This is a genomic window from Pectobacterium sp. A5351, from assembly GCF_028335745.1.
GTDB lineage: Bacteria > Pseudomonadota > Gammaproteobacteria > Enterobacterales > Enterobacteriaceae > Pectobacterium.
Map to the genome: position 1 here is coordinate 1102758 of NZ_CP116477.1, position 21967 is coordinate 1124724.

At 52.7% G+C, this 21967-nt stretch carries 18 protein-coding genes, 4 tRNA genes, 1 other RNA gene and 1 pseudogene; 11 read left to right on the forward strand and 13 right to left on the reverse strand.

Going from position 1 to position 21967, the window contains the following annotated elements:
• Positions 1 to 16 precede the first annotated feature (16 nt).
• A pseudogene (gene clcA / locus O1Q74_RS05275) lies at positions 17 to 859 on the forward strand (H(+)/Cl(-) exchange transporter ClcA); the annotation flags it as partial.
• A 79-nt stretch (positions 860 to 938) separates the two neighbouring features.
• Positions 939 to 1286: an iron-sulfur cluster insertion protein ErpA gene (gene erpA, locus O1Q74_RS05280; protein WP_015841270.1), complete on the forward strand. Its 348-nt coding sequence runs from the start codon at positions 939 to 941 to the stop codon at positions 1284 to 1286.
• 92 nt (positions 1287 to 1378) lie between these two features.
• On the opposite strand, the gene O1Q74_RS05285 is transcribed toward erpA, so the two are convergent.
• The 3 genes from O1Q74_RS05285 to mtnN form a co-directional block, all read right to left on the reverse strand.
• A complete protein-coding gene (locus O1Q74_RS05285) occupies positions 1379 to 1657 on the reverse strand; it encodes a hypothetical protein (protein ID WP_271876733.1) in 279 nt (92 codons plus the stop codon).
• 231 nt (positions 1658 to 1888) lie between these two features.
• Positions 1889 to 2719 (reverse strand): vitamin B12 ABC transporter substrate-binding protein BtuF, encoded by an 831-nt coding sequence (btuF, locus tag O1Q74_RS05290; RefSeq protein ID WP_271876736.1) that lies wholly within the window; start codon positions 2717 to 2719, stop codon positions 1889 to 1891.
• A 2-nt stretch (positions 2720 to 2721) separates the two neighbouring features.
• The gene (gene mtnN / locus O1Q74_RS05295) at positions 2722 to 3420 is read right to left on the reverse strand and encodes a 5'-methylthioadenosine/S-adenosylhomocysteine nucleosidase (RefSeq protein ID WP_271876739.1); all 699 of its coding nucleotides are present in this window, start codon (positions 3418 to 3420) and stop codon (positions 2722 to 2724) included.
• A 246-nt stretch (positions 3421 to 3666) separates the two neighbouring features.
• On the opposite strand from mtnN, the gene dgt reads away from it, so the two are divergent.
• The 7 genes from dgt (at position 3667) to O1Q74_RS05330 (ending at position 12559) form a co-directional block, all read left to right on the forward strand.
• Positions 3667 to 5178 (forward strand): dGTPase, encoded by a 1512-nt coding sequence (dgt, locus tag O1Q74_RS05300; RefSeq protein ID WP_271876742.1) that lies wholly within the window; start codon positions 3667 to 3669, stop codon positions 5176 to 5178.
• A gap of 185 nt (positions 5179 to 5363) precedes the next feature.
• Positions 5364 to 6803 (forward strand): serine endoprotease DegP, encoded by a 1440-nt coding sequence (gene degP / locus O1Q74_RS05305; protein WP_271876745.1) that lies wholly within the window; start codon positions 5364 to 5366, stop codon positions 6801 to 6803.
• A gap of 232 nt (positions 6804 to 7035) precedes the next feature.
• On the forward strand, positions 7036 to 8193 hold the full coding sequence (locus O1Q74_RS05310; protein ID WP_271876748.1) for a CdaR family transcriptional regulator: 1158 nt from the start codon (positions 7036 to 7038) through the stop codon (positions 8191 to 8193).
• 397 nt (positions 8194 to 8590) lie between these two features.
• Positions 8591 to 9595, forward strand: coding sequence for a sulfate ABC transporter substrate-binding protein (locus O1Q74_RS05315; RefSeq protein ID WP_369987577.1), 1005 nt, complete (start codon positions 8591 to 8593; stop codon positions 9593 to 9595).
• Positions 9596 to 9870: 275 nt separating this feature from the next.
• On the forward strand, positions 9871 to 10683 hold the full coding sequence (gene cysT / locus O1Q74_RS05320) for a sulfate ABC transporter permease subunit CysT (RefSeq protein WP_010280704.1): 813 nt from the start codon (positions 9871 to 9873) through the stop codon (positions 10681 to 10683).
• A 12-nt stretch (positions 10684 to 10695) separates the two neighbouring features.
• Positions 10696 to 11577, forward strand: a complete 882-nt coding sequence (gene cysW / locus O1Q74_RS05325) for a sulfate ABC transporter permease subunit CysW (protein ID WP_271876754.1) — start codon at positions 10696 to 10698, stop codon at positions 11575 to 11577.
• Positions 11567 to 12559 (forward strand): sulfate/molybdate ABC transporter ATP-binding protein, encoded by a 993-nt coding sequence (locus tag O1Q74_RS05330; protein WP_271876757.1) that lies wholly within the window; start codon positions 11567 to 11569, stop codon positions 12557 to 12559. Before cysW ends, O1Q74_RS05330 begins: the two co-directional genes overlap by 11 nt.
• 81 nt (positions 12560 to 12640) lie before the next feature.
• Here the strand turns inward: O1Q74_RS05330 and O1Q74_RS05335 are convergent, their stop codons facing one another.
• The 4 genes from O1Q74_RS05335 to O1Q74_RS05350 form a co-directional block, all read right to left on the reverse strand.
• A complete protein-coding gene (locus O1Q74_RS05335; RefSeq protein ID WP_271876760.1) occupies positions 12641 to 13075 on the reverse strand; it encodes a DoxX family protein in 435 nt (144 codons plus the stop codon).
• Positions 13076 to 13350: 275 nt separating this feature from the next.
• Entirely contained in the window at positions 13351 to 15606 is a 2256-nt protein-coding gene (locus O1Q74_RS05340) for a TonB-dependent receptor (protein ID WP_271876763.1), read from the reverse strand.
• Between the two features lie 30 nt (positions 15607 to 15636).
• Positions 15637 to 16863, reverse strand: a complete 1227-nt coding sequence (locus O1Q74_RS05345) for an MFS transporter (protein ID WP_271876766.1) — start codon at positions 16861 to 16863, stop codon at positions 15637 to 15639.
• The gene (locus O1Q74_RS05350; protein ID WP_271876769.1) at positions 16860 to 17243 is read right to left on the reverse strand and encodes a hypothetical protein; all 384 of its coding nucleotides are present in this window, start codon (positions 17241 to 17243) and stop codon (positions 16860 to 16862) included. The genes O1Q74_RS05345 and O1Q74_RS05350 overlap by 4 nt, the downstream gene beginning before the upstream one ends.
• Positions 17244 to 17392: 149 nt before the next feature.
• Between O1Q74_RS05350 and O1Q74_RS05355 the strand changes: the two genes are divergently transcribed.
• The gene (locus O1Q74_RS05355; RefSeq protein WP_271876773.1) at positions 17393 to 18346 is read left to right on the forward strand and encodes a helix-turn-helix transcriptional regulator; all 954 of its coding nucleotides are present in this window, start codon (positions 17393 to 17395) and stop codon (positions 18344 to 18346) included.
• 223 nt (positions 18347 to 18569) lie between these two features.
• Here the strand turns inward: O1Q74_RS05355 and O1Q74_RS05360 are convergent.
• From O1Q74_RS05360 to O1Q74_RS05380, 5 genes are all read right to left on the reverse strand, one after another.
• Positions 18570 to 18697, reverse strand: a non-coding RNA gene (locus O1Q74_RS05360) — RtT sRNA.
• Positions 18698 to 18743: 46 nt separating this feature from the next.
• Positions 18744 to 18819: transfer RNA gene (locus tag O1Q74_RS05365), tRNA-Lys, on the reverse strand.
• 7 nt (positions 18820 to 18826) lie between these two features.
• Positions 18827 to 18902: transfer RNA gene (locus O1Q74_RS05370), tRNA-Val, on the reverse strand.
• Positions 18903 to 18957: 55 nt separating this feature from the next.
• A tRNA-Val gene (locus O1Q74_RS05375) sits at positions 18958 to 19033 on the reverse strand.
• A gap of 53 nt (positions 19034 to 19086) precedes the next feature.
• Positions 19087 to 19162 (reverse strand) — tRNA-Val (locus O1Q74_RS05380).
• 291 nt (positions 19163 to 19453) lie between these two features.
• On the opposite strand from O1Q74_RS05380, the gene gltX reads away from it, so the two are divergent.
• Positions 19454 to 20869 (forward strand): glutamate--tRNA ligase, encoded by a 1416-nt coding sequence (gene gltX / locus O1Q74_RS05385; RefSeq protein ID WP_271876776.1) that lies wholly within the window; start codon positions 19454 to 19456, stop codon positions 20867 to 20869.
• An 81-nt stretch (positions 20870 to 20950) separates the two neighbouring features.
• Here gltX and O1Q74_RS05390 read toward each other — a convergent pair whose 3' ends face one another.
• Positions 20951 to 21820 (reverse strand): alpha/beta hydrolase, encoded by an 870-nt coding sequence (locus O1Q74_RS05390; protein ID WP_271876779.1) that lies wholly within the window; start codon positions 21818 to 21820, stop codon positions 20951 to 20953.
• Between the last annotated feature and the right edge of the window lie 147 nt (positions 21821 to 21967).

The window sequence follows — 21967 nt, forward strand, 5'->3', positions numbered from 1 at the left end:
CCAACTTTATGGGGTCAGTCCACTGGCGGGCATCCTTTTTATTATTGAGGAAATGCGTCCTCAGTTTCGCTATAACCCCATTTCGATCAAAGCTGTCTTTATCGGTGTGATTATGTCGAGCATTGTCTTCCGCGTGTTTAACGGCGAACGGGCAGTTATCGATGTCGGGCAGCTTGCTTCTGCGCCGCTGAATACGCTTTGGCTGTATTTGCTGCTCGGTATGATCTTTGGTGTGGTTGGCGTGGTTTTTAACCAACTTGTGTTGCGGACTCAGGCCGTTTTTTTACGCTTTCACGGTCAGCATTTATCTCGATTTTTACTGGTTGGCGTGCTGGCTGGTGGCGTCTGTGGCGTACTGTCTCTGGTATTCAATGAGGCAACCGGCGGTGGTTTTGCGTTAATTCCTGCTGCGGCGGCTGCGCATTATAGCATTGGCATGCTGCTCGTTATTTTTGCTGTACGTGTGCTGATGACATTACTGTGTTTTTGCTCCGGGGCTCCCGGCGGTATCTTTGCCCCCATGTTGGCATTGGGAACGCTATTAGGCGCGGCATTCGGTATGACGTCAGCGCTGCTGTTCCCTGATTATGCGATTGATGCGAGTACCTTTGCGATTGCGGGAATGGGGGCGCTGTTCGCGGCCTCCGTACGTGCGCCCTTGACTGGGATCGTGCTGGTGCTGGAAATGACGGATAATTATCAGCTGATTTTGCCGATGATAGTGACCTGTCTGGGGGCGACGTTGTCAGCTCAGTTCCTGGGAGGCAAGCCGTTGTATTCGTCCATTCTGGCCAGAACGTTACAGCGCCAATTACAGGCTGAGGCGGAGATAAATTCAACAACCGCTGTCAAATCTTGAACGTTTTCTCATCCTGCCGGATAATGAGCGTATGAATGTGGGTCTATCACCTGATAAGCCCTGAGTTGGGAGTAAAAATATGAGCGACGATATAGCAGCACTGCCTCTGCAATTTACTGATGCAGCGGCAAGCAAGGTGAAAAACCTGATTGCTGATGAAGAAAACCCAGAGCTGAAACTGCGTGTATATATCACGGGCGGCGGCTGTAGTGGCTTCCAGTATGGTTTTACCTTTGATGATCAAATCAACGACGGCGATATGACGATTGAGAAGCAAGGGGTGTCGCTGGTGGTTGACCCGATGAGCCTGCAATATCTGGTTGGTGGTGCGGTGGATTATACCGAAGGGCTAGAAGGTTCTCGCTTTGTCGTGACGAATCCGAATGCGAAATCCACCTGCGGCTGTGGTTCCTCTTTCAGCGTCTGACTCTTCATTGCGGTTATTGACCTGCTGAAAAATAAAAACCGTGTCCTGACAACAAGACACGGTTTTTTCTCGCAGATGTTCTTTTACTGTGATTACCATTCGACCGTAATCAAACGCGTTTCCGTACCCTGCGTCGTTTTTGCCGAAGCGGTAGAATATTTTGCCTGATCGACCTGAATGCGTGACTCAGTAATTTTAGGTTGAGGTACAGAGGCTACGTTACATGTCATTTGATATTGACCGAATTGTGGCGTTACGCCACACGACGGCAATATCGTCAATTGGGCATTAATTTGCCCGCCGCTACTTCCTGCATAGGCAGTCCCACAAGCTGCGATCAGCAGACTTGCGCAAAGCAACGCACTTTTCATGTTTATTTTACCTGGTGTTAAAGGAACCGATATCGGTTCAAAATTTTCTCATTTCGTACTGCTTTGGCTTTATTGCCGAGCGGTAGCTAACACCTTTTATTGGTGTCTATGATTCCACCGTTATGCTCAGATTATCGGCAATCATTGGCGAAATAAAAGTCTGCTAGTGTTACAAGTTGTATATTAATGAAGCTATTGTTATCGGAATGATTTCACGGTGTTAATTAACAATCACTTTGCTGACGAAAATGTGGGTCGTAATTCCTCTAACTGAGAACAAATTTGCCGGGCTGCCAGTAACAAACGTGGGCCACTGCGGCTAAACCAGTCTTCATTCACGGTAACTACCGGCACGGCTAGCTGCGGTTGCCAAAACGCCTGCACGCTGGCAATGCGATCTGGCGTCCCACCAACAATAATGGCCTGTGGCTGCCGCCTTAACACCTGTTCGCGGCTGACCTGCGGCCAGGGCACCGGGCTGTCGCTAAAGACATTTTCTGCGCCGCACAGTGAAACGATTTGGCTTTGCAGCGTCGCTTGCGAAGAGGTAAACAGCGGCTGAGTGCCGAATTGAATGAATACCCGCAATGGAGCGGTATTATGCCTCTCGCTGGCGCGCTGTAGCCTGCTTATTTCCTGCTGAAAATCTGTCGCAGCTTGTTCTGCTTGCTCAGGATGGCGGCTGTAGGTCGCCAACTGCCGCAATGATGCGGGGATATCGTCTAACGTTTTCGCATCCAGATAAACGATGGGTATCGAGAAGTTGGCAAGCTGCTCCAGCGGTCGCTGCGGGTTACCCTCGCGCCAGGCCAGAATCAGATCGGGCTTGAGGGCGAGGATGCGCTCCAAATTGATTCCCTGCCAGGAAGCCACCTGTTCCAGCGTTTTCGCATCTGGCGGGTAATCTGACCAGGCGCTGACCGCAATCAGCTGTTCGCCCATGCCAGCCGCATAGGCCATTTCCGTCGCGTGCGGCGCGAGGCTAATGACACGCTGCGGAATGGCATAAGCGGCGGTGCAGAGCAGTAGCCCGGTCAGCCAGCAGAAGAACCTGACTGTCACGATTAGCGTGCGGCCAGTTTGGCTAGAATGGCTTCCACCATCCGCGTGGATTGCTGTGCTGCAACGCCCAGGAATTCATCGAAACTCAGGTGTGATGCTTTATCGGCCACATCAGAAATGGCACGCACCACCACAAACGGGACGGCAAACTGGTGGCAGACATGCGCGATTGCCGTCGCTTCCATTTCCACGGCAATGGCGTTCGGGAAAGTCGTACGGATACGGGCTAATGGTTCTGCGCCGTTAATGAAGGCATCACCGCTGACAACCAAACCGCGCACGGCGTTCAGTTGTAAATCGGTAATGGTTTCCTGTGTCAGCGCGATGAGTTTTTCATCGGCAGGGAAAGCGGCAGGGCAGCCCGCCATCTGGCCGGGCTCATAGCCAAAGGCTGTGACGTCGGCATCGTGGTAACGTACTTCATCAGACACCACGATATCACCCACGTTTAAGGTGGGGGCCAGTCCGCCAGCGGAACCAGTGTTAATCACGACGTCTGGCTTGCTGTGTTCCAGCAGCAGCGTGGTGCCGAGTGCGGCGGAAACTTTGCCGATACCGGATTTCAGCAGCGCGACTTCTACGCCGTTGATGTGTCCGGTGTAAATTTCGCAACCTGCCCGCTGGAAGGTTTGACGGTTTTCAATCCGATCGCGCAGCAGCGTTACTTCTTGTTCCATCGCGCCGATAATACCGACTTTCATAAGGTTCCCCGCAAATTCTGTTATAAATGGAAGGCGTATACCTAATGTTGGTCACTGAAGTCCCATTTTAGAGGAAACACAGGGGGAGGTTCCCGCAGGGATGCCTCACCCCTGTGGTCGCACCGTGTATCTCGATCGTTAAATGACCAGCATTAGGTGTATATCGCGGACGTTAGTCTATCATGGCTAGCGGGATGAGATGGAGTGTCCATCATTGTGCTGTAGCGGGATGACATGGAGAACCGTATGTCTGATATTGATTTCGCCAAAAAAATGAGCTTTCAGCGGCATTTCAGCCGACCTAAAACGGCTGACAGTGAATATGCGATTGTGCGCCAGTTTGAGAGCGATCGTGGTCGTATTATTAACTCCGCCGCCATCCGCCGCTTACAGCAAAAAACCCAGGTCTTTCCGCTGGAACGTAATGCTGCTGTCCGTTCCCGTCTGACCCATTCGATGGAAGTTCAGCAGGTGGGGCGCTATATCGCCAAAGAGATTTTGCACCGCCTGCAAGCCGATGGACGGCTGGTGTCGCTGGGTCTGGCAGACAGACAAACGCCGTTTGAAAGCATGGTCGAAATGGCGTGCCTGATGCATGACATTGGCAATCCGCCGTTTGGGCACTTTGGCGAGTCCGCGATTAATCAATGGTTCAGAACATTGCTGGATAGCCATTATCTGGACAATGCATCCCCGGAACGGGTCGATGACTGTAACGTCCCTGTGCTGCGGATGCAGCAGGATGGGTTGGACGAATTACGTGGGCAGATCCGGCAGGATCTGAGCCACTTTGAAGGCAACGCACAGGCGATCCGGCTGGTACACACGTTGCTGAAGCTCAATCTGACCTACGGGCAGGTGGCCTGTATTTTGAAATATACCCGCCCGGCGTATTGGCATGGTGAGCTTCCGGCGGATTACCATTATTTGATGAAGAAGCCGGGCTATTATCTGGCAGAAGAAGCGTTTGTCGCCAGACTGCGTGAAGAGCTGGATATGGGGGAATTTCATCGTCATCCGCTAAGTTACATTATGGAAGCGGCGGATGATGTGTCCTACTGCATTGCAGATCTGGAAGATGCCGTCGAGAAAGAGATTCTCACGATCGAAGAGCTTTACGATCGCCTGCGTGAGAATTGGGGCGAAGGGGCAGAGAAAGACATTTTCGCTAAAACGATCGAACGGGCCTACAAAGAGCGTGAGCGCTTTCAATGGCGTAGTCATGACGATCAGTTCTTCATGAATCTTCGCGTTTATACCGTGGGGCAGATGGTGCCGCATGCCGCGCTGCGTTTTATCGACAACCTGCCAGAGGTTTATGCCGGATCGTTCAATCAGGCGTTGCTCGAAGACGATAGCCCGCAGAATCGCCTGCTAGGCATTTTCAAACACGTCGCCTTAAAGCACGTTTTTAATCATCATGAGGTTGAGCAACTGGAGCTACAGGGGGATCGCGTAATTCGCGGCCTGCTGGATATTTATAGCCCACTGCTCGAGATGCCCTATCAGGATTTCAGCCAGCTTGTCCGTGAGGATACACATAGGCGCTACCCGATTGAAACGCGGCTTTATCACAAGCTATCCAGCAAGCACTGTCTGGCCTATTGCGAAGCGGTTGCCGCGCTGGAAGCCTTACCCGAAAGTGAGCGAATCGTCCGTGAGTATTACTATCGGGCGCGTCTGATTCAGGATTACATCAGCGGCATGACGGATTTGTACGCCTACGACGAATACCGCAAGCTGATGGCGGCAGATTAGCGACGAGCAGCAATGGAAATGGTGAGTTTTGTAAAGCCGTTCAATATTTCCTTACGCTTCACGATCTTCCCCTCGGGAACATTGTTGGTCCATATTTATCTCATACAGCACGACCACTGAGTGTATCCGGTGTCGGGTACACAGGCCGTAAGACTCGCGTGTTGATTACTATGAGATAGATTCCTATGAAAAGAAAATCACTGGTTCTGAGTGCGCTGGCGTTAAGCCTGGCGATGGCGATGGGTTCCACCACGGCGAATGCGGCTGAGTCAGCGGCATCTTCCGCGTCATCGGGTCAACTTCCTAGCCTGGCCCCCATGCTGGAAAATGTCATGCCTTCCGTGGTGAGTATCTATGTGGAAGGGCATACCACCAATGCGGGAAAAGAAGGCATCCCGCCGCAGCTTCAGCCATTCTTTGGTGAGAATTCGCCTTTCTGCCAAGAGGGATCGCCGTTCCAGTCATCGCCGATGTGTCAGGGAGAAGGTGATGATGACGGCGACGCGCCACAGCAGGAAAATTTCCAGTCGCTGGGTGCCGGTGTGGTGATCAACGCGGAAAAAGGCTACGTGGTGACCAATAGCCATGTGGTGGATAACGCTGATAAGATTCAGATTCGACTCAGCGATGGCCGCAAGTATGACGGCAAAGTATTAGGCAAAGATCCGCGTTCCGATATCGCGCTGGTGCAGTTGAAAGACTTTAAAAATCTGACGGCTATCAAGGTCGCAGATTCCGACCAACTGCGGGTCGGTGACTATACGGTAGCGATCGGTAACCCATATGGTCTGGGGGAAACGGCGACATCGGGTATTGTGTCTGCGCTGGGGCGCAGTGGGTTGAATATTGAAAACTACGAGAACTTTATTCAGACCGATGCGGCGATCAACCGGGGGAATTCCGGTGGGGCACTGGTGAACCTGAATGGAGAACTGGTTGGGCTGAATACCGCGATTCTTGCACCAGATGGCGGCAATATCGGAATTGGTTTCGCTATCCCCAGCAATATGGTGAAAAGCGTCGTGGCGCAGATTGTCGAATTTGGCGAAGTGAAACGCGGTGAACTAGGCATCACCGGGACGGAGCTGAACTCCGAACTGGCGCAGGCGATGAAGGTTGATGCCCAGCGCGGCGCGTTTGTGAGCCAGGTTCGGCCGAAGTCAGCAGCCGATGAGGCGGGCATCAAGGCGGGCGATGTGATCGTGACGCTGAATGGAAAAGCGGTCAGCAGCTTCTCCGCGCTGCGTGCGCAGGTTGGCTCGCTGCCGGTGGGCAGCAAAGTGGCGCTGGGCCTGCTGCGTGAGGGTAAACCGCTGACGGTCGAGGTGACGCTGCAACAGAGTAATCAGGCTCAGGTGGCTTCCGGCAATCTCTATTCTGGCATTGACGGTGCCGAGCTGAGTAATACTCAAGTGGACGGTGAAAAAGGCGTTAAGGTTGATAACGTCAAACCCGGTTCTGCCGCAGCTAAAGTTGGCCTGAAGAAGGACGACATTATTCTCGGGGTTAACCAGCAGGTGGTACAGAATATTGGCGAGTTACGTAAAATTCTCGACAGCAAACCGGCAGTCTTGGCGCTGAATGTGCGGCGTGGTGACAGCACGATTTATCTGCTGGCTCAATAACCGCTCTGTTCAACGTGCAAGTGGATAATTGCCTTTTAAGACAACTTGTTACGTTGACCGACTGATCGGGCACTTAGGTGCCCGATCGTTTCCCGCTTTTTCATGAACGTGCTTTTGTGAGTTCTTCCACAGATTTAATCTAATTCCCGTTTCTTTGTTAATTTGCACAATGTGTGGCGCACGGTGTGGCGATATGCTGGTGCAATTGTCAATGTTCCTCTCAGAGGTAAAAATGGCGTCGTATCATCTCAATGCCAAGATGGCACAGGATATTGTCGCACGAACCATGCAGATCATTGATAGCAATATCAACGTGATGGATGCTCGCGGTAAGATTATCGGCAGTGGCGATCAGGAACGATTGGGGGAGTTACATGAAGGGGCACTGCTGGCGCTCTCGCAGGGACGGGTTGTCGATATTGATGATGCCGTGGCGCGCCACCTGCACGGCGTGCGTCCTGGCATCAATTTACCCCTGCGCATCGACGGTGAAATTGTCGGCGTTATCGGCCTGACGGGCAACCCCAGCCAGCTAAGGCAATACGGCGAACTGGTCTGCATGACGGCGGAAATGATGCTCGAACAGGCGAGGCTGCTGCATATGCTGGCGCAGGATAGCCGCCTGCGTGAAGAGCTGGTACTGAACCTGATTCGCACCGACGATCTTTCTCCCGCCCTGATGGAGTGGGCGCAGCGCTTGGGCATCGATCTGAATAAACCCCGCGTCGCGGCGGTGATCGAAGTGGACAGCGGGCAGCTCGGGGTGGATTCCGCTATGGCGGAGCTACAGCAGTTGCAAACGCTGCTGACCACGCCGGAACGTGACAACCTTATCGCTATCGTTTCGTTGACGGAAATGGTGGTGCTGAAACCGGCGTTGAATCCCCACGGACGCTGGGATGCAGAGGAGCACCGACGTCGGGTGGATACGCTGATGTCGCGCATGGCGGAAAGCAGCCGGCTACGGGTACGGCTGGCGCTAGGAAACTATTTTGCCGGCCCTGGCAGTATTGCGCGTTCTTATCGCACGGCACGTACGACCATGAGCGTGGGTAAGCAGCGTATGCCCGCTCAGCGCTGTTATTACTATCAGGATCTGATGTTGCCCGTACTGTTGGACAGCCTGCGCGGCGGCTGGCAGGCAAACGAGCTGGTGCGGCCACTCTCGAAGCTGAAAGCAATGGACGGAAATGGTTTGTTGCGTCGGACGCTGGGGGCTTGGTTCCGTAATAACGTTCAGCCTGGAGCGACGGCGAAAGCGCTGTTTATTCATCGCAATACGCTGGAGTATCGTCTCAACCGTATCTCTGAACTGACGGGGTTAGATCTGGGGAATTTCGACGATCGTTTGCTGCTGTACGTGGCTTTGCAACTCGATGAAGAAGAGTAGGGCCGAAAGAAACGGCGTTTACGCCCATCCTGACTCAAGCTGGTTTTCCCGCCGCACTCACCTGATGCCACAGGGCATCAGGGTGACCCCATCTTCCCTCGCAAAACGTCGTCAACGGCAATAAAATTGCTTAGATTGAAAACTATGACATAACCATTAACAATATAACGCGATAGCATAAATTATCGCGAAACAATATTTTTGCCCCCTCCCTATATCCACTATTGTCACTTCCATGTTGTCAGCCTGATATACCCGTCCTATTTCAAGCTGCATGTGTGCGGTGCAAAACGATCGCGTTTTGTCCTGCAAGTTGAATTATTTAAGTTATTAATCAGTCACATCCGTCATGATTTTATCTGATACTTTCGAGCATTAGGGAGTGATAAGAATGTCAATACGTCGTCTGGGGTTATCTGTTGCTACGGCAGCACTGTTGTTTTCCGGTGTGGCCTCGGCGGCTACCGAATTATTAAACGTGTCTTACGATCCAACACGTGAACTGTATCAGCAATACAATGCGGCGTTTATTAAGCATTGGAAAGCGACCACCGGTGAAGATATCACCATCAAAAACTCGCACGGCGGTTCTGGAAAGCAGGCACGTTCGGTGATTGACGGCTTGCAGGCTGATGTGGTGACGCTGGCGCTGGCTGGTGATATTGATGCATTAAATCTGAATCAACAACTGATCGATCCTAAATGGCAGGCACGTCTGCCTGACAACAGCACCCCTTACACCTCCACCATCGTTTTTCTGGTACGTAAAGGTAATCCAAAGCAAATCAAAGACTGGAACGATTTGGTGAAGCCGGGCGTTGAAGTCATCACGCCAAACCCGAAAACCTCTGGTGGCGCGCGTTGGAACTTCCTGGCGGCGTGGGCCTATGCCAAAGCGCAACCGGGCGGCAATGATGAAACTGCGCTGAAATTTGTGACTGAGTTGTATCGCCATGCGCCAGTTCTGGACACTGGTGCGCGTGGGGCAACCATTAGCTTTGTACAACGTCAGTTAGGCGATGTGCTGCTGGCATGGGAAAATGAAGCGTACCTGTCTCTGCAAGAGCAGGGCGGCGATCAGCTTGAGATCGTCACACCGTCTCTATCGATTCTGGCTGAACCGCCGGTTGCCGTAGTGGACAAAGTCGTTGAGCGCAAGGGAACGCAGAAACAGGCTGAAGCCTACCTGCAATACCTCTACAGCGATGAAGCGCAGCGCATCATTGGTAAAAATTTCTACCGTCCGCGCAACGCCAAGATTGCCGAAGAGTTTAAAGATCAGTTTGCCCCTGTGAATCTGGTGACGATTGATAAGGATTTCGGCGGCTGGAAAGCGGCACAGGACAAATTCTTTAACGATGGCGGCGTGTTCGATGCAATCTTTAAAGAGATCAATAAGTAAGTTTTAACGTCTGACGGATTAAGGCCGCTATCACCTAGCGGCTTTTTTCAGGTTAAAAGGTTGGCGACAGCGTAATACTGATCACTTAAGCCCGTTATTAGGGGAAACACAGGGGGAGGTTCCCGCAGGGAGGCCTCACCCCTGTGGTCGCCCCGTGTATCTCGATGCTTAAACGATCGGCATGAGTTGATAGCAGCCTTAAACCTTTTGTCAGGTAGCGCGTGTCGGCAAGCAGTTGTTGGCTGGGTAGTGAGTATGAAAATTAAAGGCACGGTATGTCACAGCGTTCTTCCTCAGTGATTCCCGGTTTCGGGCTAACGTTAGGGTTCAGCCTGAGCTATTTAGGATTAATTGTCCTCATTCCGTTGGCGGGGATGTTTTTATATGCCAGCCAACTAACGTTTGGTCAATTTTGGGATTTGATAACCAGCCGTCAGGTGCTTTTCTCCCTGCGGCTTTCGTTTGGTACGGCGCTGGCGGCGGCTTTTATTAACGGCATTCTCGGGACGTTACTGGCCTGGGTGCTTGTGCGTTATACCTTTCCCGGCCGTAAAGTGATCGATGCCATGATCGACATGCCCTTCGCGCTGCCAACCGCAGTCGCGGGGATTGCCCTGACGGCGTTGTATGCACCGAATGGCCTGATTGGCTCACTGTTTCCGTTCAAAATTGCCTATACCGGTATTGGTATCACGCTGGCACTTATTTTCGTGACGCTGCCCTTTGTGGTCAGAACGCTGCAACCGGTGCTCGCTGATATTCCTAAAGAAGTCGAGGAGGCCGCAGCCTGTCTGGGCGCGCGTCCGCTTCAGGTTTTCCGCCATGTGTTGCTGCCTGCGTTGTTGCCGGCGTGGCTGACGGGTTTTGCACTGGCCTTTGCGCGCGGCGTTGGGGAATACGGTTCTGTGGTGTTTATCGCGGGGAATATTCCGTTTAAAACCGAAATTCTACCGCTGCTGATCGTCTCCAAGCTGGATCAGTATGACTACAAGGGAGCAACAGGGATCGGCGTATTCATGCTGCTGGTTTCTTTCATTATGCTGCTGCTGATTAACGTGTTGCAGCGCCGCATTCAACCGAAACTGTAAGGGCCGGTCGTCATGGAACAGGTTATTTCCACTCAGGCCAACGCGGCTAAAAGAAAAAAACAGCCCGCCGCCTATTACATTCTGGTTTCACTCGCGTGGGTCGTCTTTTTCCTGATTCTGGTGCTGCCGCTGATGATGGTCGTCACTCAGGGGCTGGATAAAGGCGTCGGCGCATTTTGGGACGCGATTACCGAACCGGATGCGATCTCCGCACTTAAGCTGACGCTGCTTGCGACCGTCATTTCCGTGCCATTAAACGTGGTGTTCGGACTGGCGACGGCGTGGTGTGTGACGAAATTCGAATTTCGTGGCAAGAGCTTTTTGCTGGCGCTGATCGATCTGCCGTTTTCCGTTTCCCCCGTTGTGGCGGGGTTGGTTTATGTGCTGCTGTTTGGCGCGCAAAGCAAGATTTATCCCTTCCTGCTTGAACACGATCTGCAAATTGTTTACGCCGTACCGGGCATTGTGTTGGCGACGATTTTCGTCACGCTGCCTTATGTTGCCCGTGAGCTGATCCCGCTGATGGAAGAACAGGGGTCGCAGGAAGAAGAAGCGGCGCGTCTGCTGGGGGCGAACGGCTGGCAGATGTTCTGGCACATTACGCTGCCGAATGTGAAGTGGGCGCTGATCTACGGTGTGGTGCTGTGTACCGCGCGTGCGATGGGGGAATTTGGCGCTGTTTCCGTCATTTCCGGCCATATTCGCGGCCTGACGAACACGCTGCCGCTGCACATCGAAATTCTTTATAACGAGTACAACATCGTTGCGGCCTTCAGCGTGGCGATTCTGCTGCTGATCATGTCGCTGGTGGTGCTGTTACTGCGCCAGTGGAGTGAAGGTCGATTGACGAAGCAAATACAGAAACAACAGGAGTTGGCCAAAAATGAGCATTGAGATTCGCAATATTAATAAACAATTTGGCCAGTTTCGGGCGCTGAACGAGATTAATTTGTCGATCCACAGCGGCGAGCTGGTGGCGCTGTTGGGGCCATCGGGCTGCGGTAAGACGACGCTGCTGCGTATTATCGCCGGGCTGGAACAGCCGGATAGCGGCAGTATTATTTTCCACGGTCAGGATGTGTCCGTCCACGATGTGCGCAAACGCAACGTAGGGTTTGTATTCCAGCACTATGCGCTGTTTCGTCACATGACCGTGTTCGATAACGTCGCGTTTGGGCTACGCATGAAGCCGAAAAATATCCGGCCATCAAAGAGTGAAATCGAAAAGAAAGTGCATGAGCTGCTGAATCTGGTGCAACTGGACTGGCTGGGGGATCGTTATCCTGAGCAGCTTTCCGGCGGTCAGCGGCAGCGTATTGCGCTGGCGCGTGCGTTGATCGTCGAACCGAGCATTCTGCTGCTGGATGAACCTTTTGGCGCACTGGATGCCAAGGTGCGCAAAGAGCTGCGCCGCTGGCTGTCTCAACTGCATGAAGATATCGATCTGACATCGGTATTTGTGACGCACGATCAGGAAGAAGCGATGGAAGTCGCCGATCGCATCGTGCTGATGAACAAAGGTGTGATTGAGCAAATCGGCACGCCAGCGGAGGTGTATAACAACCCAGCTAGCGAGTTTGTTTACCATTTCCTTGGCGACAGTAACCGGTTGAAAGTGGCACAGACGGAAGAGACGATTCTGTTCCGTCCTCACGAAGTGTCGTTATCCGTTCAGGCGCAGGAAGGTTATCAGGCGGTGACGGTACGCGATATTCGCCCACTCGGTGCGTTAACGCGCCTGTCGTTGAAGCTGGGTGAACAGTCAGAGCTGATTGAAGCGGAAGTCGCCAAAGATGATGCAAGCCTGCAAGGGTTACAGAAAGGCGATGTGATTCAGTTCAAACCCAAGCGTTATAGCCACGATTGGGAAATCTGATCGGTAGATGATTGAAACAAAAAACCCGCGAAACTCACGGGTTTTTTGCTTTTATCGGAAAGGCTCGCCGTATGGCAAGGATTAGCGATAAGCGGGGTTAGAGGCAACAGAGTAACGGCCGCTGCCCACCAGCATGATGATAATGCCCGCGAAGAAATAGAGTGCTTCCACTTCCAGCGCCCAGGCACCCACGTTAGTCAGGGTGAAGAATTTACCCGTGCCAACCATCAGCGTAGCCACAACCAGCGTCAGCGCGGCAATCAGGCCGGAGATACGGGTAAATACGCCCAGAATGATCAGAATCGGGGCAACGACTTCGCCGACGTAAACGCCGTAAGCGATAAAACCTGGCAGGCCTGCGCCTTGCAGCATCTGTACAATCCAACCCACACCGTGCTCAATTTTTGCTCCGCCGTGAAACAGCAGCAGGATACCCACGGTTAAACGCAGCAAAAGTTTACCTGCATCGGGATGATCGGTTAAACGCGTGAACCACTGATTCAACTGAGAAATCATACTAGACAACCTCATAAGTGAGCAAAAAGAGCTTATTGATAATGCATTTACGTAATGCGGCAGTGTCGTCGATTTAGGGACTGAATAGAAAACCAATAAATTTGACATTTTCTGTCAAAAAATTACGTGAACATGATAAACGCAGTATAAGAATAGCACCGCGATTGCGGCGGCTAACGGTAGATGAGCGTTCAACACCCATCTATCGCTGATGTTTGAGAAGGTGCCTAATGGCAGCGCAGAACATCACGCTGCCGTATCGGCTACTTTGCGTTTCAATAGTCAATCGAATACGTCAGAGCGAACGTGCGGCCTTGCGCTGGCAGACTGGAGAGTTTGCCATAGGTGGCTTCGGCCTGTTGGCTGTAGACGGTTTTATAGTCACGATTGGCCAGATTGTAGATGCCAAAGCCGACTTGGCCGCCCAACAACGGAGCATGCGCGATGAGGTCGAACACGGTATAACCCTGAATCTTGGCTGCTGGCGTGGAGCGAATGCTTGAGCTGACAGTAGCGTATTTAGCATCATTATAAGCGCGGTCGGTTCCGCCGACGGTCAGGGATTGCAGACGTAATCCGTATCCATCAGCGAATGTCCAGTCGCTGTATAATGTGGCTTTCAGCGGCGCGACTCGGAACGCATTCAGTTCGCGCCATTCGCCAGCGGCGTCTTTATATTCGCCCCGGGTATAGGCAAGCGTGCCGCCAACATTCCAGCTTTCAGACAGCGGATATTGCAGGTTGCCTTCCATGCCCCAAATACGTTCGTTGGTATCGGCGACTGATACACTGTAGTCACGGTTGAACTGCACCACTTTATCGGACGTGTTGTAGAACGCAGTAACGCCAGCATTCAGGCCACGGTTATCCCTCATACGCCAACCGAGCTCATAGTTGTTGACTTTGATGGAGTCGATACTGTCGCCGTTAATGGTGAATGTCGCCGGTACGTCGCGCAACATGCGCTGTGTGTCGGGCAGGCTGAAGCCTTGAGAAAAATTGGTGAACAGTTGATGGGTATCGGTCAACTGGTACACTAACCCCAGGTTATACAACGTTTCGCCGTGCTTCACTTGACCGCCTTCTAGCTGCCTGGCCTGATAGCCTGCTACCCGATCTGCCGTGATGGCTTCGCTGTAAGGCGTTGAGGTGGAAACCTTGTTGCGGATGATTTCGTGGCGCAGACCTGCCTGTAGGTTAAGACGTTGAGTCAGCGCATAGTCCGATTGCAAGAATAGGCCGGTTTTGTCCACTTGAACATCCGGCCCCATGGCGTAACGGTTTTCGGCTTGATAACGCAAGCCGTTACTGGCGATGAAGGTGTTGATACCGTAGGACTGCCCATTCTGGCTGTCTTTTTCCTGTTCGTAGTCAAGACCATAGGTTAACTGTAGGTCGCGTCCTGCCAGATTCAGGTTTTTTTGCAATGCGGTATGCACGCCCCAGACATCAATATCCGTATTGGATTGCATGGCTACATACGTGCTGCCGCCTGGCAGCGCTGAGTGTGTGACCGCAGAGACGGAAGGGAACCAGCGTGATTGCTCTTTGCGATAATAAGCTTCAGCCGTCAACTGCTGGCCGCCCAGTATGTCTCGATTCTGGTATTGGGTATTGAAGCCGTAGTGCCGGGTACGGGGCTGGTCGTCAAGTTGCAGCCCTTTGATGCCCTTGAGGCTGGGCTGAAACGTTGCGGGACTGAACAGCGCGGCCAATCCAGGGCCATAATCCGGGCCGTAGTCGCTGTCTTGCTCATCATTGTAATACCTGAACGCGCCGCTCAACTGCTGGTTGTCATCCAGATTCCAGGTCAGCCGACTGTTGAAATCGAGACTGGTCGTGTTCTGACGATCGGTTTGGGCGATTTCCGGCCCGATTCGATCGCCGTGGGCATTGCGCATGTCCCCTTGTGAGGTATAGCTCAGCCCGGCAAAACCGCTGACGTCATCGTTATGGAAAGAGGCGGTTTGCGTACCGCTGTAGGCCAGATCGGATGTCGACGGCTTATCTACGCTTTTCAATCCAAACTGGCTGCTGAAAGCATAAGGTTCATCATCGGCATTACGGGTGATGATATTGATTATGCCGCCTGTAGCACCCGCGCCATAGAGGCTTGTGGCACCCGATACGACTTCGACACGTTCGATCATTGTCGGTGAGATGCTGTTGAGCTGCCGCGAGCCATCGCGCGAACCGGTCAGGGGTACGCCGTCGATCATGACCTGAACGGTGCGTCCGCGCATGGTCATACCGTAGTTACTGGTGGTACCGGAGGCGGTAGCCAGACCTGGTACCAACTGACCGAGGATATCGGCGGTAGACCTGCCTGCGGAGGATTGTTTGGCGATATCTTCGCGTTCAATGCTGTAAACCGTCCCGGCGATGTCGGCAATGTTTTTCACCGAGCGGGCCGCCGTTACCGTCATGACATCGGTGTCCTGTACGGGAGGCGTATCGGTCTGTGCATACGCCTGCGCACTGATGGCCAGACTCAAGAAGGTTACCCGCGCGGGGGGCGCAAGATATCGCATAATGTCTCCTGAATAACTGAATGATAAGGGTTAAATGGTTTTGGTCAGATGTTGTCTGATGAGCGGTCGGCACAGCAGAACGCTAAGTAGCGACAGCACGCCGAGCAGCAGATAATAAGCGCCATAGCCCAGCCCTGCGGCGAGAAAGCCGGAAAGCGAACCGCCAAGGAAAAATACCAGAAGTTCAAAGCACACCAGCACGGTGAAGTCGGTGCCAGCCTGTCGGCGGGAGCACAGGCGCATGAACAGCGCATAAAGGCTGGTCATGGCCATGTAGCGGATCGCCAACATCACGATGACCAGTGTGCCGAGCCAAAATCCTGACATCATGGCTGAGCCGCTGTAGAGCAGCGCGGCGAGCAACAGATAGACGCCGCTGCGCAGCCAGCCAGCGCGAACCAGCAGTACGTCGGACGAGTAACGTTTGAGCGCCCATGCGGTGATGACAGCACTCAGCAACCCGACTCCCGCTCCCGCCACCGACATCAAAAGGCCGATTTCCACCAGCGTCCATTGCTGATCGACCAGCAGCGGAGTCAGCATTGCCATGGCGGGGGCTTCCACCAGTCGGTAAAGCAGAATGAGCAGTAAAGCCCAGCGTATTTCACGACGCCTGAACGTATTGGCGAAATTTGGGCGTTCGGATGCCGGGGATAGCTGCGGACGTTCATTAATCCAGGTGACGGCGATCATGGTCAGCGCAGTTAATACCGCCAGAGACAGCAAGGCGCTGCGCCAGCCGGACAATTGATACAACAGCAGGATGCCAGCTCCGCCGATCATGCTGCCCAGCGCCACGCCGATGCTTTGCGCCATGCTGCCAAGGCGATGCTCGGATTCTGCCAGTGATTCCACCGTATAGCCGTCGATGGCGATATCCTGCGTGGCAGCCCAGGTCGAGATCCATAATCCAATCAGTACGAATGGAAGCAAACCGTAATCCAATCCGGTGAACGCCAGAACCAATACACCGCCTGCCAGTGCGATTTGCGTCAGCCATAACCAGGTGCGACGACGCCCCAGCACAGGCAGATAATAACGATCAATTACCGGTGCCCAGATAAATTTGCAGGCCCAGGGCAGATAAAGCAGTGAAAGCATGCCTATCCAGCGCAGATCCACCCCCTGGCTGCGCAGAATACTTGGTAGAGCGACGTTGTAGAAATACAGCGGCAGGGCATGCGCTAAATAGAGAACCACGATCGCCGTCAGTCCTAATCGGCCGATCGGCGCGAACTCATTCGTTTGTTTCATCATTCACCCATGCCCATCATGCGTTCAGCAATCCAGTGATAGCCACTGGACTTCTCCAGTGTGACGAAGTACGGCACGCCCCAGGTTCGGTGTAGGGCGGGGGCATCCAGACGAGCCTGTTCGGTTGCGTCACGGGCAATGCGCACCAGACCACGGCAGTAGCGCTGAAACGCGGGTTTGTGCTGTCGATACCAGAATGCCTGAATGGATCGGTAATCGGGGGCAAACGCGGTGTGCGCTAGCGTGCTGGCGATGAAGAAAAAGGGTTGTTTTGATTCGAGAAGGTGCTCGATGCACGCCAGCCATTCGCGTATTTCCTCTGCGCTGACGCTTTCCTGAAACACCGCGTCGACCAGCGCGGTTTGTGTGACACGTAAAACCATGCGTTGTTACCCTTAAAATGAAAAATGTCACAGACCTTAGACAGTCGATTGCCGTCATGTTACAAATGAGAATACTTCTAATTCAAATCGTTCGCTTAGGCTAAAAAAAGAAAAAGTTAGGCGCGACGATATTTATTCAGGTACGTTTCATGCGTGTATTCACCTGCGACCAATTAAGTCAGGCAGCCAGTGAACAGGGAGGAAAGCTGCATTTCGGCCAGGAGTTGCCAAGCGACCAGCCCGTGTTGGCCGGTTGGCAGCGGATTCAGTCCTTGGGTAATGGTCTGGTGTTGTATCTGAGCCAGAGTGAAGATTTGATCGATGCGTTTAGTCAGAATTTGCTGTCACCGGGGATTACTGCCGCGTTTCTGCTCCAGGGGCAAGCGGATGTGAGTCTGGCTGGTCAGCGTCTGCGTTTCGATGCTCATTCCGCCCGCCAGCGCGCAATGCTGGTTAATCTGACGGATAGCGATCAGTTTCAGCGTCATTGGCAAGCAGGCCGACGGGAAACCAAGATCTGCCTGAGTTTCAGCCCAATTTGGTTCGAACGGTTCGCCAACGAGAGCGGCCTGTGCAGCAGCAGTTTGTTGCAATTCAGACGTGCGCACTGGCAAAGCCTGTCCTGGCAACCCGCTTCGGATGTCCTGCAACGTGCCTGCCGGCTGGCTTTCGACGATCGGTCTCCGGTTTCGCTTATCCAACGTTTGCAATGCGAGAGTTTCGCGCTGGATCTGGCAACGGACATTTTACGAAGTATTGATGCGTCGCCTCGGCAAAAGCGTTTTGGTGCTCATCTTGAATGCTGTCTGATACGCTTGAAGGACTGGCTGGATAGCGGCGAAGCCGATCGCCTGAGTATCGGCCAGATGGCTAAGGCGTTGGGGACTAACCCGGTTGATTTGCAGAATGGTTTTCGTACCCGCAACGGTATCACTATTGCTGCCTACCTACGTAAGCATCGGCTGGAACGAGCCTATCAGGCGCTCCACCGACATGCCGTGTCTGTCGATGAAGCTGCCGCGCTGGCGTGCTATGAACATGTCAGTAGTTTCAGCGCCGCGTTTAAGAAGCAGTATGGATTCCCGCCTTCACAGGTCAAATAGGATAGGGGGCACTATCATGAGGTTGGGTAGCCCTCTATCCGCAATTATTTTTTCATTTTGATCTTGGTAATACATCGAAATAAGTGAGACGTGCAGGCTGATGTTACCGCTCGACTTGCCCATCGCGTTAATGCGAACGAGGTAGTCTGGTTTGAAAAACAGATGAAATAGACAAATAGAATATTTGGTGGATTTATTTCAGAGGGGAATCACTTTGCGGAAGTGGTGGGTCGTGCAGGATGACTCGGCCTTTGGCCTCGCCCCTTCGGGGTCAACGCTGGCGCGTTGCTGTCTCGCTTCGCTCGGCTCGAACCTGAACGCAGGTTCTCATCTACACGACACGTGCAATGTATAAGGTTTGGTGGATTTACTTCAGAGAGGAATCACTTTGCGGAAGTGGTGGGTCGTGCAGGATTCGAACCTGCGACCAATTGATTAAAAGTCAACTGCTCTACCGACTGAGCTAACGACCCGCAGAAGTGGTGGGTGATGACGGGATCGAACCGCCGACCCCCTCCTTGTAAGGGAGGTGCTCTCCCAGCTGAGCTAATCACCCACTTCTGAACTACCTTTACTTCAACTTCTAATAAGAAGACCAGCTGGTATGAGATTGGTGGGTGATGACGGGATCGAACCGCCGACCCCCTCCTTGTAAGGGAGGTGCTCTCCCAGCTGAGCTAATCACCCAATCTCAAATCTTCTTACTCTACACAGCGAGACACTTTTACTTTCGTAAAGAGTGGTGGGTGATGACGGGATCGAACCGCCGACCCCCTCCTTGTAAGGGAGGTGCTCTCCCAGCTGAGCTAATCACCCCCGCTGTGTGGAGTCGCATTATAGGGATCCTTGAATGTGAGTCAACGCTTTTTAAAACTAAAATGATTGTTCGTTGCAAAATTAGTCAAGACGTCGTATTTATCGCCGTTGGTGCTGCATCCTTGCGCAATTCAGCCTGTTATCTTGCTATCGCTAGCAGAATAAAAGCACGTGCGGCATGTTACGGCGTTGAGGAATCGAAGCAGAGTGATAGAATGTTGCCCACTTTTGTTCTCTGAGCTTATGTCGGTCTATGCCGACAGCCGTTGCGTAATAAGGCTGTAATCCCAAATGAAAATCAAAACCCGTTTCGCCCCTAGTCCTACTGGCTATCTTCACGTCGGCGGCGCTCGCACCGCACTGTACTCCTGGTTGTTTGCCCGTCATCATGACGGCGAGTTTGTGCTGCGTATTGAAGATACCGATCTGGAGCGTTCAACTCAGGACGCGATTGATGCCATTATGGATGGTATGAACTGGCTGAGCCTGAACTGGGATGAAGGCCCGTACTACCAGACTAAACGTTTTGACCGTTACAACGCAGTAATCGATCAGATGCTGGAAAACGGTACGGCATATAAGTGCTACTGTTCTAAAGAGCGTCTGGAAGCACTGCGTGAGCAGCAGATGGAAAAGGGTGATAAGCCACGTTACGACGGCTGTTGCCGTGGTTCTCACGAACATCATGCTGATAATGAGCCGCACGTCGTGCGTTTCCTCAACCCTCAGGAAGGCTCGGTCATCTTCAATGACCGCATCCGCGGGCCGATCGAATTCAGCAATCAGGAACTCGATGATCTGATTATTCGCCGTACTGACGGTTCACCGACCTACAATTTCTGTGTCGTTATCGATGACTGGGATATGGAAATCACGCACGTTATCCGTGGTGAAGACCATATCAACAACACGCCGCGCCAGATCAACATCCTGAAAGCGCTGGGCGCACCCGTGCCAGAATATGCGCATGTGTCGATGATCCTGGGCGACGATGGTAAGAAATTGTCCAAACGTCACGGCGCTGTCGGTGTGATGCAATACCGTGATGACGGCTACCTGCCGGAAGCACTGCTGAACTATCTGGTGCGTTTAGGCTGGTCTTCTGGCGATCAGGAAATCTTCTCTATTGATGAAATGAAATCGCTGTTCTCGCTGGACGCTGTGAACAAATCGGCGAGTGCTTTCAATACCGAGAAGCTGCAATGGTTGAACCATCACTATATTAACCATTTACCCGCAGAATACGTGGCCACGCATCTGTCATGGCATATCGAGCAGGCAAGGATTGATACCCGTACCGGGCCGCAGTTGAGCGAGCTGGTTGGTTTACTGGGCGAGCGTTGCAAGACGCTGAAAGAAATGGCGGATTCTTGCCGTTATTTCTATGAAGATTTTGCTGAGTTTGACGCCGATGCTGCGAAGAAACACCTGCGCCCGGTTGCGCGTCAGCCGCTTGAGCTGGTTCGCGAGAAACTGGCTGCGATCACGGGCTGGACGCCAGAGAACATCCATCACGCCATTCAGGGCACGGCGGATGAGCTGGGTCAGGGCATGGGTAAAGTCGGTATGCCGCTGCGCGTTGCGGTAACAGGCGCGGGCCAGTCTCCAGGCGTTGACGTTACGGTGCATGCAATTGGTCAACAGCGTTCGCTGACGCGCATTGATAAAGCACTGGCGTTCATCGCCGAGCGCGAAGCGCAGCAGTAATCGTTATTGCGTGAATAGCGTTATATAAAATGAACCCCGGCCAGAAGCTGGGGTTCATTTTTTTATGGTGTGGTATGGAGATTATTGACCGGCAATAGCAACTGCTTTACCGATGGCATCAGGGATCACGTCGCCATGTCCTTTACCGGGGAACAGAATAAAGTCGGCTTTTGTGCCTTGTTCATTGAGCTGTGCGACCAGTGCCGTTGCTCTTTCCACCATTTTTCTTTGGCTGAGCCGTTCTGCCCGCTTTTCATCAACAGGCTTACCCGCCTGCGTTTTGGCTGGCTCATCTTCATTTGCTCCTGCCGTGACGGTGATTGACAGCGGTGGTGTAGCGAGCAGCGGCGTTCTTACCGGAATCACGACGCCATTTCCCCACCAGATAGACGGGCTTGCGGCAACATAACGCTGGAAAGATTCGGTATGGTTAAAAAGCGTATAGAGCGTAAACAGACCGCCGAAAGAGTGCCCGGCCAGCGTTTGTTTTTGCTTATTTACTGCGTAGTTCGCTTCAACCCAGGGCTTTACCGTGGATTGCAGGAATTGATAAAATGCTTCGGCTTCGCCGCCTGCGGCAAAATCTGGATCGGTGAGCGTTGTCGGCGGCGTGTAGTCACGCGTTCTGGCGGGAACATCGTAAGGCTTATCGATTGGATAACCGATGGCGATAATCAGCGGTGCTGCGCCATTTTTTGCATTGTAGCTGTTTACGGCAACAGGAAACTGGGCATTGCCATCCAGCATATACAGAACCGGATAGCCACCTTCTGGTGCGGGGGGGCGGGGAAGTGCGATAAAAAGTCGATAAGCATGTTGCGCGTTGCTTTTTATTTCGACTTGCCTGATCTCAAATTGGGCTTTTGCATGTTCGGTAATATCAGGAATGGTTGGCTGTGCCCGAACGGGCAAAATACCAGACGCAGATACCATCAGAGAGAATACAATCATAGGAAAATAGCGCATGTGATAGGGCTTATAGTCGAAGGCAGAAGCGTAACGTAGAGTGATGATAATAAATCGCGTTATCGTTAGCAGCTTTTTATTGTGCTTGTGATGGGATAACATCGAAATTGTCGTCTGTTTTTTCTCACCTTT

Coding starts and splice junctions, on each gene's coding strand:
- erpA (WP_015841270.1), top strand. CDS start 939: ATGAGCGACGATATAGCAGCACTGCCTCTGCAATTTACTGATGCAGCG.
- O1Q74_RS05285 (WP_271876733.1), bottom strand. CDS start 1,657: ATGAAAAGTGCGTTGCTTTGCGCAAGTCTGCTGATCGCAGCTTGTGGG.
- mtnN (WP_271876739.1), bottom strand. CDS start 3,420: ATGAAAGTCGGTATTATCGGCGCGATGGAACAAGAAGTAACGCTGCTG.
- dgt (WP_271876742.1), top strand. CDS start 3,667: ATGTCTGATATTGATTTCGCCAAAAAAATGAGCTTTCAGCGGCATTTC.
- degP (WP_271876745.1), top strand. CDS start 5,364: ATGAAAAGAAAATCACTGGTTCTGAGTGCGCTGGCGTTAAGCCTGGCG.
- O1Q74_RS05310 (WP_271876748.1), top strand. CDS start 7,036: ATGGCGTCGTATCATCTCAATGCCAAGATGGCACAGGATATTGTCGCA.
- cysT (WP_010280704.1), top strand. CDS start 9,871: ATGTCACAGCGTTCTTCCTCAGTGATTCCCGGTTTCGGGCTAACGTTA.
- cysW (WP_271876754.1), top strand. CDS start 10,696: ATGGAACAGGTTATTTCCACTCAGGCCAACGCGGCTAAAAGAAAAAAA.
- O1Q74_RS05330 (WP_271876757.1), top strand. CDS start 11,567: ATGAGCATTGAGATTCGCAATATTAATAAACAATTTGGCCAGTTTCGG.
- O1Q74_RS05335 (WP_271876760.1), bottom strand. CDS start 13,075: ATGATTTCTCAGTTGAATCAGTGGTTCACGCGTTTAACCGATCATCCC.
- O1Q74_RS05340 (WP_271876763.1), bottom strand. CDS start 15,606: ATGCGATATCTTGCGCCCCCCGCGCGGGTAACCTTCTTGAGTCTGGCC.
- O1Q74_RS05345 (WP_271876766.1), bottom strand. CDS start 16,863: ATGATGAAACAAACGAATGAGTTCGCGCCGATCGGCCGATTAGGACTG.
- O1Q74_RS05350 (WP_271876769.1), bottom strand. CDS start 17,243: ATGGTTTTACGTGTCACACAAACCGCGCTGGTCGACGCGGTGTTTCAG.
- O1Q74_RS05355 (WP_271876773.1), top strand. CDS start 17,393: ATGCGTGTATTCACCTGCGACCAATTAAGTCAGGCAGCCAGTGAACAG.
- gltX (WP_271876776.1), top strand. CDS start 19,454: ATGAAAATCAAAACCCGTTTCGCCCCTAGTCCTACTGGCTATCTTCAC.
- O1Q74_RS05390 (WP_271876779.1), bottom strand. CDS start 21,820: ATGATTGTATTCTCTCTGATGGTATCTGCGTCTGGTATTTTGCCCGTT.